18 protein-coding genes are annotated in these 12,130 nt (G+C 60.6%); 10 read left to right on the top strand and 8 right to left on the bottom strand.

Going from position 1 to position 12,130, the window contains the following annotated elements:
• The first annotated feature begins 13 nt into the window (after positions 1 to 13).
• Genes AC1DXO_RS16045 through AC1DXO_RS16025 form a run of 5 tightly spaced genes read left to right on the top strand, consistent with a single transcriptional unit; the run spans position 14 to position 2,764 of the window.
• Positions 14 to 406, top strand: a complete 393-nt coding sequence (locus AC1DXO_RS16045; RefSeq protein ID WP_476979175.1) for a nuclear transport factor 2 family protein — start codon at positions 14 to 16, stop codon at positions 404 to 406.
• A complete protein-coding gene (locus AC1DXO_RS16040; RefSeq protein WP_476979174.1) occupies positions 393 to 755 on the top strand; it encodes an NAD(P) transhydrogenase subunit alpha part 2 in 363 nt (120 codons plus the stop codon). The genes AC1DXO_RS16045 and AC1DXO_RS16040 overlap by 14 nt, the downstream gene beginning before the upstream one ends.
• A complete protein-coding gene (locus AC1DXO_RS16035; RefSeq protein WP_476979173.1) occupies positions 755 to 2,173 on the top strand; it encodes an NAD(P)(+) transhydrogenase (Re/Si-specific) subunit beta in 1,419 nt (472 codons plus the stop codon). Before AC1DXO_RS16040 ends, AC1DXO_RS16035 begins: the two co-directional genes overlap by 1 nt.
• A gap of 5 nt (positions 2,174 to 2,178) precedes the next feature.
• Entirely contained in the window at positions 2,179 to 2,340 is a 162-nt protein-coding gene (locus AC1DXO_RS16030; RefSeq protein ID WP_476979172.1) for a transcriptional regulator, read from the top strand.
• Positions 2,341 to 2,347: 7 nt separating this feature from the next.
• Positions 2,348 to 2,764, top strand: coding sequence for a DUF1801 domain-containing protein (locus tag AC1DXO_RS16025; RefSeq protein ID WP_476979171.1), 417 nt, complete (start codon positions 2,348 to 2,350; stop codon positions 2,762 to 2,764).
• Between the two features lie 436 nt (positions 2,765 to 3,200).
• On the opposite strand, the gene AC1DXO_RS16020 is transcribed toward AC1DXO_RS16025, so the two are convergent.
• Positions 3,201 to 4,151 (bottom strand): proline iminopeptidase-family hydrolase, encoded by a 951-nt coding sequence (locus tag AC1DXO_RS16020; RefSeq protein ID WP_476979170.1) that lies wholly within the window; start codon positions 4,149 to 4,151, stop codon positions 3,201 to 3,203.
• Between the two features lie 187 nt (positions 4,152 to 4,338).
• Between AC1DXO_RS16020 and AC1DXO_RS16015 the strand changes: the two genes are divergently transcribed.
• Entirely contained in the window at positions 4,339 to 5,037 is a 699-nt protein-coding gene (locus tag AC1DXO_RS16015; protein ID WP_476979169.1) for a hypothetical protein, read from the top strand.
• A 7-nt stretch (positions 5,038 to 5,044) separates the two neighbouring features.
• The gene (locus tag AC1DXO_RS16010; protein WP_476979168.1) at positions 5,045 to 5,710 is read left to right on the top strand and encodes a hypothetical protein; all 666 of its coding nucleotides are present in this window, start codon (positions 5,045 to 5,047) and stop codon (positions 5,708 to 5,710) included.
• A gap of 24 nt (positions 5,711 to 5,734) precedes the next feature.
• Here AC1DXO_RS16010 and AC1DXO_RS16005 read toward each other — a convergent pair whose 3' ends face one another.
• The 3 genes from AC1DXO_RS16005 to rpsU form a co-directional block, all read right to left on the bottom strand.
• Complete coding sequence (locus AC1DXO_RS16005) at positions 5,735 to 6,232, bottom strand: hypothetical protein (protein ID WP_476979167.1); 498 nt, start codon at positions 6,230 to 6,232, stop codon at positions 5,735 to 5,737.
• Between the two features lie 100 nt (positions 6,233 to 6,332).
• Positions 6,333 to 6,725: an acyl-CoA thioesterase gene (locus AC1DXO_RS16000; protein WP_476979166.1), complete on the bottom strand. Its 393-nt coding sequence runs from the start codon at positions 6,723 to 6,725 to the stop codon at positions 6,333 to 6,335.
• A gap of 77 nt (positions 6,726 to 6,802) precedes the next feature.
• Complete coding sequence (gene rpsU, locus AC1DXO_RS15995) at positions 6,803 to 7,036, bottom strand: 30S ribosomal protein S21 (protein ID WP_476979217.1); 234 nt, start codon at positions 7,034 to 7,036, stop codon at positions 6,803 to 6,805.
• A 288-nt stretch (positions 7,037 to 7,324) separates the two neighbouring features.
• On the opposite strand from rpsU, the gene AC1DXO_RS15990 reads away from it, so the two are divergent.
• Positions 7,325 to 7,990, top strand: coding sequence for a COQ9 family protein (locus tag AC1DXO_RS15990; RefSeq protein WP_476979165.1), 666 nt, complete (start codon positions 7,325 to 7,327; stop codon positions 7,988 to 7,990).
• Between the two features lie 341 nt (positions 7,991 to 8,331).
• On the opposite strand, the gene AC1DXO_RS15985 is transcribed toward AC1DXO_RS15990, so the two are convergent.
• From AC1DXO_RS15985 to purE, 3 genes are read right to left on the bottom strand one after another with little or no spacing between them, the layout of a single operon-like run.
• The gene (locus AC1DXO_RS15985) at positions 8,332 to 8,616 is read right to left on the bottom strand and encodes a YciI family protein (RefSeq protein WP_476979164.1); all 285 of its coding nucleotides are present in this window, start codon (positions 8,614 to 8,616) and stop codon (positions 8,332 to 8,334) included.
• Positions 8,616 to 9,686, bottom strand: a complete 1,071-nt coding sequence (locus AC1DXO_RS15980) for a 5-(carboxyamino)imidazole ribonucleotide synthase (RefSeq protein WP_476979163.1) — start codon at positions 9,684 to 9,686, stop codon at positions 8,616 to 8,618. The genes AC1DXO_RS15985 and AC1DXO_RS15980 overlap by 1 nt, the downstream gene beginning before the upstream one ends.
• Positions 9,686 to 10,177 (bottom strand): 5-(carboxyamino)imidazole ribonucleotide mutase, encoded by a 492-nt coding sequence (gene purE, locus AC1DXO_RS15975; RefSeq protein WP_476979162.1) that lies wholly within the window; start codon positions 10,175 to 10,177, stop codon positions 9,686 to 9,688. Before purE ends, AC1DXO_RS15980 begins: the two co-directional genes overlap by 1 nt.
• Positions 10,178 to 10,456: 279 nt before the next feature.
• On the opposite strand from purE, the gene AC1DXO_RS15970 reads away from it, so the two are divergent.
• Both AC1DXO_RS15970 and AC1DXO_RS15965 read left to right on the top strand, forming a co-directional pair.
• Positions 10,457 to 11,428: a GGDEF domain-containing protein gene (locus AC1DXO_RS15970; RefSeq protein WP_476979161.1), complete on the top strand. Its 972-nt coding sequence runs from the start codon at positions 10,457 to 10,459 to the stop codon at positions 11,426 to 11,428.
• Positions 11,429 to 11,463: 35 nt separating this feature from the next.
• Positions 11,464 to 11,835, top strand: coding sequence for a VOC family protein (locus AC1DXO_RS15965; RefSeq protein ID WP_476979216.1), 372 nt, complete (start codon positions 11,464 to 11,466; stop codon positions 11,833 to 11,835).
• On the opposite strand, the gene AC1DXO_RS15960 is transcribed toward AC1DXO_RS15965, so the two are convergent.
• Complete coding sequence (locus tag AC1DXO_RS15960; protein ID WP_476979160.1) at positions 11,829 to 12,044, bottom strand: hypothetical protein; 216 nt, start codon at positions 12,042 to 12,044, stop codon at positions 11,829 to 11,831. The two genes, AC1DXO_RS15965 and AC1DXO_RS15960, sit on opposite strands and share 7 nt — an antisense overlap.
• Positions 12,045 to 12,130 lie beyond the last annotated feature (86 nt).

The following is a 12,130-nucleotide window of genomic DNA, read 5'->3' as shown; positions in this document are numbered from 1 at the left end:
AAAGTACCCCAGCATGAGCCTCGACATCGACTATGAACAAAAGGCCCATGACTGGTACGCCGCGTGGAATTCCCGCGACCCCCAGAGTATCTGCGAGCTCTATGCCGACAATCTGGTGTTTATCTCGCCCTTCGTCACCAAGATGGGCATGTCGGAACGCGGCGTCCTGACCGACATCCATGCTTTTTTTCAGTATGTTTCGAGCACCCTGCCGCGCGTCCCCAATCTGAAATTCGAGCCGGTCGCCAACTGCGTCGGCGCCCAGGGGCACACCCTGGTCTATCGCAACCAGTCGAGCCACATCATCGCAGAAACCTTCGAATACAACGATGAAGGCCTGATCCGCCTGGCCAATGCCGCCTACTCGACCGCCCCGATCAAGAGGAAAAACTATGGAAGCCGTTGATCCCACCATCTTCCGTCTGGCCATTTTCGTCCTGGCCATTTTCGTCGGCTACTACGTCGTGTGGAGCGTGACGCCGGCCCTGCATACACCGCTGATGGCCGTGACCAACGCCATTTCGTCGGTCATCATCGTCGGCGCCCTGGTGGCTGCCGCGGCGCAGGGGCAAGGCTCGGCCGGACCGGATCTCAACACGTGGGTCGCCAAGGGCGCCGGTGGCGTCGCCTCGGCCCTGGCCGCGGTCAATATCTTCGGCGGCTTCATGGTCACGCGGCGCATGCTGGCCATGTACAAGAAGAAAGACAAGCCGGCCGCCAAGGTCGAAGCCAAGGCAGAAGGGAGCGCGCACTAATGTCGATCGCAGATTTTTCCGCTCTCGCCTACTTGGTCTCGGGCGTCCTGTTCATCATGGCGCTGCGCGGCCTGTCGAGCCCCGAAACCTCGCGCCAGGGCAATCTCTACGGCATGGTCGGCATGGCTATCGCCGTCGGTGTCACCCTGCTCAGCCTGGCCAGCAGCAACAAGCTCAATGCCGTCACCATCCTGATCGTGCTGTGCGGTCTCGCCATCGGCGGCATGGTCGGCATGACCATAGCCCGCAAGGTGTCGATGACCTCGATGCCGCAACTGGTTGCTGCCTTCCACTCGCTGGTCGGCCTTTCGGCCTGCATGGTCGCCACCGGCGCCCTGTTCAGCCCTACCTCCTTCCTGATCGGTGATGGCTCTGGCGCGATCCTGCCGGAACCACTGATCGAACTGTCGCTCGGCTGCGCCATCGGGGCCATTACCTTTACCGGCTCCGTCATCGCCTTTGCCAAGCTAAACGGCAATATGTCGGGGGCACCGATCATCCTGCCGGCGCGCCACCTGCTCAACATCGCCCTGGGCGTGGCCATCTTCGTGCTGATCGGCGTCCTGGTCGGCACGCACGGCGATGCCAAATGGGCCTTCTGGCTGGTTCTGCTCCTGTCTCTGGTCATCGGCATCACCCTGATCATCCCGATCGGCGGCGCGGACATGCCGGTCGTCGTGTCGATGCTCAACTCCTATTCGGGCTGGGCCGCGGCGGCCCTGGGCTTTACCCTGGAAAACATCGCCCTGATCATCACCGGCGCTCTGGTGGGGTCTTCCGGCGCGATCCTGTCGTACATCATGTGCAAGGCGATGAATCGCAACTTCTTCAGCGTCATCATGGGCGGCTTTGGTGGCGATACGGCGGCCGCCGGTACCGGCAAGGTCGAGACCCGTCCGGTGAAAACCGGTTCGGCCGAAGACGCCGCCTTCATCATGAAGAACGCGTCGAAGGTCATCATCGTGCCGGGCTATGGCATGGCGGTCGCCCAGGCCCAGCATGCCCTGCGCGAAATGGCCGACAAGCTGAAGGAAGAAGGCGTCGAGGTGAAATACGCCATTCACCCGGTTGCCGGCCGCATGCCGGGCCACATGAACGTCCTGCTGGCCGAAGCCAATGTGCCCTACGATGAGGTCTTCGAGCTGGAAGACATCAACAGCGAATTTGCTACGGCCGACGTTGCCTTTGTTATCGGCGCCAATGACGTCACCAATCCGGCGGCCAAGACCGATCCGACGTCGGCCATCTACGGCATGCCGATCCTCGACGTCGAAAAGGCGCGCACCGTGTTGTTCGTCAAGCGCGGCATGGCGGCCGGCTATGCCGGGGTCGAGAATGAGCTGTTCTTCCGCGACAACACCATGATGCTGTTCGCTGACGCCAAGAAGATGGTCGAAGGTATCGTCAAGGGGCTGTAACCGTCATGCTGTACGAGTTCCTGCGCACGGAAGCCGAATATCAGGACGCTCTGCAACGTCTGGAAAAGCTGACGGGCGCTGCACCCGGCTCGCCGGAAGGTGACGAACTTCAGGCGCTGCTTGACCTTGTCGCCGCGTATGAGGATGAGCATTTCCCCGACGATTGAGGCGAAGATGGCCGAACCCAAGACGCGCCCCACGGACGTCGATCCCAAAGCCTATCTGACCGCGATCGAAGATGAGCGGCGGCGAAGCGACGCGCTTTATCTTCTTGCGCTCTATTGCGAGCTCACGGGCGAACCCGCGGTCATGTGGGGGCCGTCGATCATAGGCTTTGGGCAGTATATGGCGGGCGAAGGCAGGAAAGCCTATGCCTGGCCGCGTGTCGCCTTTGCCGCGCCAAAGGACAAGTTCACCCTGTATGTGATGGGCGGCACGCCCGACTTGGCCGATATCCTGGCGCGCCTGGGGAAGCACAAGATGCGCGGCGGATGCCTATATATCAATCGCCTGTCCGATATCGACGAATCCGTGCTGCGCGAGGCGATCACGCTGAGCTACGCGGTCAGCCGGGCCGGGCATTCTGACTAAACGCCAAACCTGTAACATCGATTATGCAGATTTTTTGTAACGCCCAAGCTGCGTTCAGACGCCAGTTTTGACTGGGGTGGCGGAAAAATATTAGCTACCAAGTGGGCGTACGATGTTCGCGCAACGCGGTGACGGCACGTCCTCGACAGTGGAATTTGGATCACGAAAAGCTCGAAAAGCAGAAAAGCACGAATGGTTTGGGCTGATCAGATATCGCCCAAAGGGCATTAATAGAGCTCGTGGTTCAGGCGCTGAATGAAGGCGCTTCGCGCGGGAAAATTTTCACCCTAATATTCGTGCTTTTCTGCTTTTCGAGCTTTTCGTGATCCAAATTCCACTGTCGAGGACGTGCATCCGCTGAGTTGAGCGAAAACATCTATCCGCCTTGGTAGTTGCGAAAATCTGTGAAAATCTGCGCCAATCTGTGGGCAAGACTTTACGCTGTCTTGGCCAGGAACCGCCGCAGGGCCCCGACATAGATTTCCGGCTTCTCGACCATGGTCATGTGCGAACAGCCCTTGAAGATCTCCAGCCTGGCCGGTCCCGACACGCCGTGACGGATCGTCGTGTGACAATCCAAGGTTACCTCGTCATATTCCGCCGTCGTGATCAGCGTCCGCTGGGTGATCTTGCCCAGATCAGCCCGGCGGTCCCAGTCCTTGATCACCCCCGTAATATAGAACTCGTTTGGTCCGTTCATCACGCGATAGGCGATCGACGTGGCAAGGGCTTCGAAGCTGACCAACGCATCGGGTGAAGGCGGCACACGCAGGACATACCGGTCGTAGAAAGCCTGGGTCAGGGCGCGGTATTCGTCGCTGTCCATCTTCCCGGCCTTTTCCAAACCATGCAGTTTCTGGGCATAGTCCCCCGGCATGGCCGCAATTAGTCTCTGCTGTCCGGCCGAAGCCTGAGGAACGCTGGCCAGCGCCCCACCCAGGATCACAGTATCTATCCCGCTGCCGCGCCCCTGACACAGATATTCTATGGCCAGCATCGCCCCCCACGAATGGCCGTACAGCACGACGCGATCGAGCCCCAGCGCCGCCCGAACGGCATCCAGTTCATCGACGGAACGCTGAACCGTGTAGAGGCTTTCATCCGGCGGAGACTCGGCCTTGCCGCAACCCAGTTGATCGTAAAAGATGACCGGCCGGCCATCGGCCAGAGCCTTCAACGGCAGCAGGTAGTTATGGGCTGCTCCTGGCCCGCCATGCAGCGTCAATAGGGGCGTCTTGCCGCCGGAACCGAACCGTCGCCAGTAGACCTTGCCGCCCGGAACCGTCGTATAGCCCTCAGTTTCTGGAATTGCCGCCTGTGCCGTACCCGTACTACCAGCCAGGGCGAGGCCAGCCGCCATAAGATGTCTGCGTGTAAGATCGGTCATGAGCCCCTCCGTTGCGCCCGGCTATTATGAACCTGAACCGGATATCCGCAATACGTACGATGGCGCTGCCCGGTTCACTGCATCTTAGCGGACATTATTCACCCACCATTCAGCCTCAATTTGGCACTATGCGATCGTTATGTTACAGATCGTGCCTGTAAGTGGGGCCATCAAAAGGATATCAAAGGTGTTGCGTCGTGTCTTCGCGCCGGCTGTTGTTGCGCTGTCGGCTGTATTGTTAGTGTCCGCTACGGCGCCCGCCATGGCTCAGGACGGTATGATCACCCAGACCGGCAAGGCGGCCGATGCCTTTCCCGGACTGCAGAAGTTTCTCAACCTGCCGGCCGGCGAACGCAGCCAAGTCAATATCTATTACAACCTGCGCATCAAGCATTGCGATGCCAGCCTGGTTCGCGCCACGCTCAATGCCGGCGGCAAGACCATGGCCTTGCATATCGCCGGTGATGGCCGCGTAACGCCTCTGCCGACGCGCGACCAGTTGAACGGTGGCGCCACCCTGTCCATGACCATGCCGTCGAGTTGCACGATCGGTCCGAAGATCAAGGTGTATTCGACCCAGCCAGCCGGCAAGACCTACGACGCCGCCGGTCTGGCGACGGGCATCAAGCAGGGCAATTCTGCCATGGGCAAGATTGCCGGCGCGCTGGCCATGACGCTGAAAAAGCTCGATCGTGTCTATTTCGTCGGCGCCGATAATGGCACCGTCGACGTCAATGGCCAGTCCAAACCCTTGCCGGAAACGGGTAATGGTGAGGAGTATCCGGCCGGAACGCCCTACTATGTTCCATCACAATTCCCCGGCGCCACGCGCATCACGCTGAGCCGTCCGGCCAGTATCGCGCTGTTCGACACACCTGAGAAATAGGTAAGACATGTTCCTGCGCAAAGCCGCGGCGGCGGCCCTGCCTCTTCTTCTCGCGGCATCCGTCGTTTCGGCCGAAACGGCCGCCCTGCCGACGGAGAAGCTGTTTCCCTTTCTGCAGGCCTATTACAATATGCCGTCTGCGCAGCGCGACCACTTCCAGATGGCCTATTTCCTGGCGATCAAGGGGGACGCGAAAGGCGTTACGGCTGCGGTAAAACGGGCAGACGGCGATATGGCCCTGGCCATAGCGTCTAACGGACGTATTACGCCGCTACCTTCGGCTGACGACCTGAAGAACAAACGTCAAATTGCCCTGACGGCGCCCAAGGGCACGTCCATTGGCATCACGATCAAGCTGGTTCCCAACATCGCGCCTGCGGCCACGCTGGACGCGACCTATCTGGCGGTGGCCATCACCCAGGCGCATGACGGCGCGAAAAAGGCTGCAGGCCTGCTCAGCCTGGCCGTGCCTGACTACAAGACCGTCTGTTTCGATGGCGCCACCGGTGGCACGGCGCTGCTGAAATCAGGAAAATCCCTGGCACTGAAGGTTCAGACGTCGACGGACGCCAAGGCGTCCGCCTGTTTTACGCCATCCGAAACGCCGGATGCTGTTCAGATCAAGTTCGAACGCGCGCCCACCGCCATCTATATCGTGCCGCGGCCAAAATAGCCGGCCCAAATAGCGGGTTGGCAATCAGGCCTGGGCGCTTTGCGCCTTCTGCACGGTCACATACATGCCGAGCCAGCCAGCGCCATAGGCACAGACCGCCACCAGGACGGGGCAGAGAATCAGGACCCAAATAGGATTGGGAAGGCCAACCATGGCGATCAGGTAGCCGGCGAACAGCAATATGCCGACGATCCAGGCCGGAAACTGGCCCATCTTGGCCATGCGAACCGCGCAGTAGCCACCAGCCAGGGTACCGATCGCCCAGGAGATGATCTTGATGCTGAACGCTTCGGGCGCCATGGTCTTGTACAACTCGACCAGTTGTTCCTTATCGGCCATGTTGAGCACCGGGGGCGGCGGAAACATGTAGTCGCCCAGCCAATGCATGGCCGTGTCGATGACCATGCCGACCAGCAGACCGCACAAGACGGCTAGCAGCACGACGAGAATCTGGCGCGTCTTGGCGTCATCCCATTCGCTGATCCAATCCTGGAAGCGGCTGATAAAGGTTGATTTCACCATGGTATGCATACCCCTGCCGTGAGTCCGGCTGATTTCGTCCTCCCCCTCACAAGGGGAGTTTGACGCATTCTTAACACAATTTTAATCGAGCGAAAGAGGGTTATGCGTTCACTGGCCGCGGCCGGCCACTGGCGTCAATGGCCACAAACGTAAAGATGGCTTCGGTGACGCGCGTCTTGACTTCGCTGTCGCGCGGACGGCGGTAAGCGTCGACCTTCAGCCGCATCGAGGTGCGCCCGGTCGACATCAATTTGGCATAGACACTGACCTCATCGCCGACCTGGACCGGCGTCATAAAGGCCATGCCATCAACGGCTATGGTCGCCACACGGCCCTTCGAGACGCGCGCCGCGACATTGCCGGCCGCCAGGTCCATCTGCGACATCAGCCAGCCGCCGAAAATATCGCCCGACGGATTGGTGTCGGCCGGCATGGCCGTGGTCAGGATGGCCAGATCGTGCGGATCGGGCGGCAGAAGGTCGGGCTTTTCCATGGAACTTCCGGAAACGAAAAAAGCGCTGAAGGTCGCCCCTCAACGCTTTTCGGAGATGATCTCAGAACGTGACTTAACTATGCCTTTACAGTGCGGGTCGGCATGATGCCGCCTTCGCGCTGCATGCGCTTGCGGGCCAGCTTACGGGCGCGACGGACAGCTTCAGCCTGTTGACGGGCACGCTTTTCCGAGGGCTTTTCGTAATGCACGTGGCGCTTCATTTCACGGAACGAGCCTTCGCGCTGCATCTTCTTCTTCAGGGCCTTAAGCGCCTGATCAACATTGTTGTCACGAACGAAAATCTGTACCAGGGGGCTCTCTCCATATTCGGTTCGGGACGGATAGGATCATGACATGCCCGGCCCACTCGCCTGGTCATGCTGCTTACCCGTCGAAAAAAACTTAGCCCGCAAGCCGGGTTGGCTGGCGGGAGGTCGCATGCCCATACATCAGGCGTCGGACCTTGTCCAGCCGAACCCAACGCGAAAAGGGAATTTTGGCTGAATTTGTGCCATTGCGGCAGCCGCTGCGACATTATGCGGCCGCCCCGCGCCATTTCCGCCCTTGGCGTGATCCCCCGCAAGGACTATCCTTAGCCCATGAGCCAAGCTGCCCCCTATGCCGATCTGCAAGCCGCTGAATCCCGTCTGGCACAGGCCGTGGCGCCCTTTGCCTGCGAATTGGGGTTTAACCGGACCAGCGTCGAGGCCGGTGCGCGTGCTCTCGGCCTCAGCGACGGCGAGCGTGACCTGATCGCGCCCAATGGCGGCGCCGATATCGCCGCTGTTCTGTGGCGCCAGCACGACCAGGTCCTGCACGATCCAGACATCCTCAACGCCCAGTCCGGCCTGAAAATCCGCGAAAAGATCGCTCACCTGCTTAATACACGGCTCGATGCCGCGGCCTTCGATGAACGGCTGGCCCACCGGCTTATAGGCTTCTTCGCCCTGCCCCATCACGCCGCCCTGTATCATCGCCTGCTATGGGCGACGGCCGATCGCATCTGGTTGCTGGCAGGTGACAAGGCCCTGGACGAGAATCACTATTCCAAGCGCGTCATTGTCTGCGGCATCCTGTCGACCGCCCTGATGACCCGGCTCAGCCAGGGCCGCGAGGCGCAACTGGACCAGATCGGGCGCAATATCGACTCGGTCATGGCCTTTGAAAAGTTCAAGGCGCAGCTGCCGGCCAAGCCCGAAGAGGTGCTGCTCAACCTGGCGACCAGCTTGGGCAAGCTGCGCTTCGGCCACGACGCCAATCTGTGACTGAGCCGTTATTTTCGCTCGCGCGCAGCGCATGCCTTGACACGATGCGCGGACCAGACCTGGCCATAAGCCGGAAAAGCTCTGATTTTATTCGTGCTTTTCGTTTTTTCGTGCTTTTCGTGATCCAAGATTCCACTGTAGACGACGTGCCGTCATTGAGTTGAGCGAACAGATTATCTCTCGCTTTACCGAGTTTCCACGCCTTCGAAGGTGGAATTATGGATCACGAAAAGCGCGAAAAAAGAGAAAAGCACGAACGAACACGCGACATGTTCGGCGTCAGGCTACCCCCCGAAAGCACCTTGCGACGTGATCACGCAAAGCGCTGCGCGCGATTTGTGTTAGGCCTTCAGGCCTTCAAGCCCGTCGGCCGTCATGCCAATATTGACCTCGGTAAAATCGTAGTCCGCCAGTCCATTGACGGCGAACGGGTCGGTTGCCGCCCAGGCCTCGGCGAACGCCTTGTCGCCGCGGACCAGCAGCATGCCGCCTGTGCGCGGTACCTTGCGGCCCGAAGCCAGCAGATACCCCGCCGCATAGCCGTCCTTCAGCCACGCGACGTGGGCATCGAGATGCTGATCCAGAACATCGGTTGAGACCTTGTAGGTCAGGGATACGACGATCATCAGTTTTTCACTCTATTGATATGGCCCATCTTGCGGCCGGGACGCGGATCGTCCTTGCCGTAGACATAGAGACGCGAACGCGCTTCGGAAGCCAGTTCCGGCCAGGCCAGGATATCGGGCCCGAGCAGATTGGTCATCTCGATCGTTTGCAGGGCCGTGGTATCGCCCAGCGGCCAGCCGGCGACGGCACGAATATGCTGTTCGAACTGGTCGCACAGGCAGCCATCCTGGGTCCAGTGACCGGAATTATGAACCCGCGGTGCGATTTCGTTGAGCAGCAGATCGTCGCCCGGCAGGACGAACAGTTCCACGGCCAGTACCCCGACGTAGTCGAGTCCTTCGAGGACCCGGCGCGCGATATCATGAGCGCGCGCCACGACCGCATCGCTGACGTGAGCCGGCGCCAGGGTCGTCGACAATATCCCGCCAACATGATGGTTCTCACCAATCGGAAATGTCCTGACCGTGCCGTCCCAACCGCGTGCTGCCACGACGGATATCTCGCGCGTAAAGTCGGCCCGGGCCTCGAGTATCGACGGTCGCCCGCCTAAGGTCGTGAAGGCCGCCGGCACCTCATCGATCGAATGGATCCATATCTGCCCCTTGCCATCATAGCCTTCGCGCCGGGTCTTGAGCAGCGAGGGCACACCCAACTCCGCGACGGCAGCGCTGAGGTCATCCAGACTGTCGATCGGGCGGAAATCGACCGTACCGATCCCCTGCGCGCGGGCAAAGGTTTTTTCCAGCACCCGGTCCTGGGTGATGCGCAACGCCTGGGAGGATGGCGCGACCGTTGCACCGAGACCTGTCAGATAGTCGAGGCTGGCCGCCGGGACATTTTCGAATTCGAAGGTGATAACGTCACAGCGCTGCGCCAGCCCGGCCAGCACAGCTTCGTCGGAATAGGCGGCGACCTTCGACGCCAGCGATACCTGGGCCGCCGGCGATTCCTTGTCCGGTCCGAAGATGACGACCTTGAAGCCCAGGCGAGACGCCGCCTGGCTCAGCATGCGGCCCAGCTGGCCGTCGCCCAATATGCCGATCGTCGCCCCCAGTTCGAGAACCCGCATCAATCTTCCACCGTCTCGGGAACGCCGTCCGTCTGGGCGGCGCGCAAGGCCGCAATGCGACCAGCCAGGGCGTCGTCGCTCAAGGCCAGGATCTGTGCCGCCAGAAGCCCGGCATTCTTCGCCCCGGCTTCTCCGACCGCCAGGGTGCCGACGGGAATGCCGCCCGGCATCTGGACGATCGACAGCAACGAATCGATACCTTTCAACCCGTCCTTGACCGGCACAGGCACGCCCAGCACCGGCAGGGTGGTCATGGAGGCCGTCATGCCCGGCAGGTGCGCTGCGCCACCGGCGCCGGCAATAATGACCTTGAAACCGGCCGCCTTGGCGCCGGTGGCGAATTCGACCATGCGCTGGGGGGTGCGATGGGCCGAGACCACCTTCGTCTCATAGGCAACCCCGAGCGAGTCGAGCGCCGCAGCCGCAGCCTTCATGACATTCCAGTCGGACCGTGACCCCATGATAATGGCGACGGGAGGCTTGGCAGCCATGGCGATCCTTTCGGGTAGAGGGCGAACCTGGGAAGCGGCGTATATAGAGCAAGTTGCACCGCCCTGCCAACAACGCATTTCCAGCTTTTTATATCCGTTTTAGGGCGGATACGGGCTGTTATACACCTGTTAACCAGCTTACCCATCCCTTACAAAATCACTGAAAAATGCAGAGGTGAAATCATTGCACGCGGCCACCGGGTGTGCTTTCATAAGACCGTCGAAGGGCTGCCAAACAGCCCTCACCCACCTCCTTCCAGCTGAAACGTCGCGGTCACTATGGGTCTAGATTCGCAAGCTTATCCGTCCGTCGCGGACGATGCCGCCGAGCCCGTGCGCAGGGCGACGACCGCGTCGATGCAAAACCTGCTGGCCCAGCATCTGGAAGCCCAGAAAGTCGAGCCCAAGGCTGAGCCGGCGTTGTCCACCCCGGCGCCCGTTATCCAGTTGGCCGACAAGGCTCATGAGCCCGTCGTTTCGCCAGCCCAACTGGTTGCCAATACGCAGATTTTCGAGCCCGGGCGCCGCCATGCGCTCAGCATTACAGCGCAAGCCCCGGTTATGCGACCGGAAGACGCTATCGCGGCTTCGTTTGCGCGCCTGGAAGCCGCGTTCGTCGCCGCCCAGCCGATGCCGGAACAGGTCGAGGCCGAAGCGGAGGCTATATCCAGCAACTGGCCGGTTTCCGCCCAGGCGCTGATCGAATCCCTGATGATGGAAAATGAGCGCCTGCGCGAACAGTTGCATCAGCAGGTCCTGGCCTTCCAGGAAGCGCAGGACCAGGCCGATAGCGACGTCCTGACGCCCACCCTGAACCGCCGCGCCTTCCTGCGCGAGGTCCAGCGCGCCATGGCGGATTGCAAACGCTATGGCGAAGAGGCCTGCCTGATCTTCCTCGATATGGACAGTTTCAAGAGCATCAACGATTCCTACGGCCATGGCGCCGGTGATGCTGCCCTGATCTATGTCGCGGACACATTGAAAGCCAGCGTGCGCGAAGGCGATGCCGTCGGACGCATGGGCGGGGATGAATTTGCCGTCCTGCTGCGCCGCGCCGACCTGAAATCGTCGCGCATCAAGGCGATGAAACTGGAAGCCGAACTGATCATGGGGACCTTTGCCTATAACGGTCTCTACCTCAAGACCGGAGGTTCATTCGGCGTGCGGGCCTATGCCAATCAGGCGACCGCCGAAGCCTGGCTCAGCGAAGCCGACGCGGCCATGTTCCTTGTGAAGAAATCGAGCCGGTGAAACAACAGGTTCCAGTAAAGCAGCATTTGGCTGCCATATCCCTCCTGGTCCCCGACTATGACGCGGCCATTGCGCACTATTGCGGCGATCTTGGTTTCGACCTGGTCGAAGACAGCGATATGGGCGGCGGCAAGCGCTGGGTTCTGGTGGCGCCCAGGGGCTCGATCGAGACGCGGCTGCTGCTGGCGAAGGCGACCAAACCGGAACAGGCGGCGCAGATCGGATGCCAGGCGGGCGGGCGCGTGTTTCTGGTCCTGTTTACTGACGATTTCGATCGCGACCACGCCGCCTACACGGCGGCGGGCGTCACCTTTACGGAAGACGCCCGCAATGAGCCCTACGGCAAGGTCTGCGTGTTTCGCGACCGTTTCGGCAATCTGTGGGATCTGTTACAACCAGCTCAGTAATTGGTCGTCGAGGTCGAGACCGAAGACGAGGTCACCGAGCCGTCGGGTGCTACTGTGCTGGTCGCCGTGGTGGTTGATTCCTGAACCACTTCGCCGTTTTGCGTTGTGACGCTGGCGCTTGTCGTGGTTTGAGTCGTGTCGGAGGCGCAGGCAGCCAGGGACATAATCGTGACGGCCAGGGCAGCGGCGGGGATGAGGATCTTGCGCATTTGGGGTATCCTTATGGAGGAGATCAAAGGAACGCGGTCACTGGTTAACCGCATTATGATCGCCCATAGGGATGTAAGTTAGCGCT

Source organism: Asticcacaulis sp. P2_C5 (assembly GCF_056404555.1).
Note: the sequence above shows the minus strand (reverse complement) of the source record. Positions and strands in the feature narration are given on the sequence as shown.

Excerpts from the sequence above, each read along its gene's own strand:
- AC1DXO_RS16045 (WP_476979175.1), top strand. The coding sequence starts at position 14 with ATGAGCCTCGACATCGACTATGAACAAAAGGCCCATGACTGGTACGCC.
- AC1DXO_RS16040 (WP_476979174.1), top strand. The coding sequence starts at position 393 with ATGGAAGCCGTTGATCCCACCATCTTCCGTCTGGCCATTTTCGTCCTG.
- AC1DXO_RS16035 (WP_476979173.1), top strand. The coding sequence starts at position 755 with ATGTCGATCGCAGATTTTTCCGCTCTCGCCTACTTGGTCTCGGGCGTC.
- AC1DXO_RS16030 (WP_476979172.1), top strand. The coding sequence starts at position 2,179 with ATGCTGTACGAGTTCCTGCGCACGGAAGCCGAATATCAGGACGCTCTG.
- AC1DXO_RS16025 (WP_476979171.1), top strand. The coding sequence starts at position 2,348 with ATGGCCGAACCCAAGACGCGCCCCACGGACGTCGATCCCAAAGCCTAT.
- AC1DXO_RS16020 (WP_476979170.1), bottom strand. The coding sequence starts at position 4,151 with ATGACCGATCTTACACGCAGACATCTTATGGCGGCTGGCCTCGCCCTG.
- AC1DXO_RS16010 (WP_476979168.1), top strand. The coding sequence starts at position 5,045 with ATGTTCCTGCGCAAAGCCGCGGCGGCGGCCCTGCCTCTTCTTCTCGCG.
- AC1DXO_RS16005 (WP_476979167.1), bottom strand. The coding sequence starts at position 6,232 with ATGGTGAAATCAACCTTTATCAGCCGCTTCCAGGATTGGATCAGCGAA.
- AC1DXO_RS16000 (WP_476979166.1), bottom strand. The coding sequence starts at position 6,725 with ATGGAAAAGCCCGACCTTCTGCCGCCCGATCCGCACGATCTGGCCATC.
- AC1DXO_RS15990 (WP_476979165.1), top strand. The coding sequence starts at position 7,325 with ATGAGCCAAGCTGCCCCCTATGCCGATCTGCAAGCCGCTGAATCCCGT.
- AC1DXO_RS15985 (WP_476979164.1), bottom strand. The coding sequence starts at position 8,616 with ATGATCGTCGTATCCCTGACCTACAAGGTCTCAACCGATGTTCTGGAT.
- AC1DXO_RS15980 (WP_476979163.1), bottom strand. The coding sequence starts at position 9,686 with ATGCGGGTTCTCGAACTGGGGGCGACGATCGGCATATTGGGCGACGGC.
- purE (WP_476979162.1), bottom strand. The coding sequence starts at position 10,177 with ATGGCTGCCAAGCCTCCCGTCGCCATTATCATGGGGTCACGGTCCGAC.
- AC1DXO_RS15970 (WP_476979161.1), top strand. The coding sequence starts at position 10,457 with ATGGGTCTAGATTCGCAAGCTTATCCGTCCGTCGCGGACGATGCCGCC.
- AC1DXO_RS15960 (WP_476979160.1), bottom strand. The coding sequence starts at position 12,044 with ATGCGCAAGATCCTCATCCCCGCCGCTGCCCTGGCCGTCACGATTATG.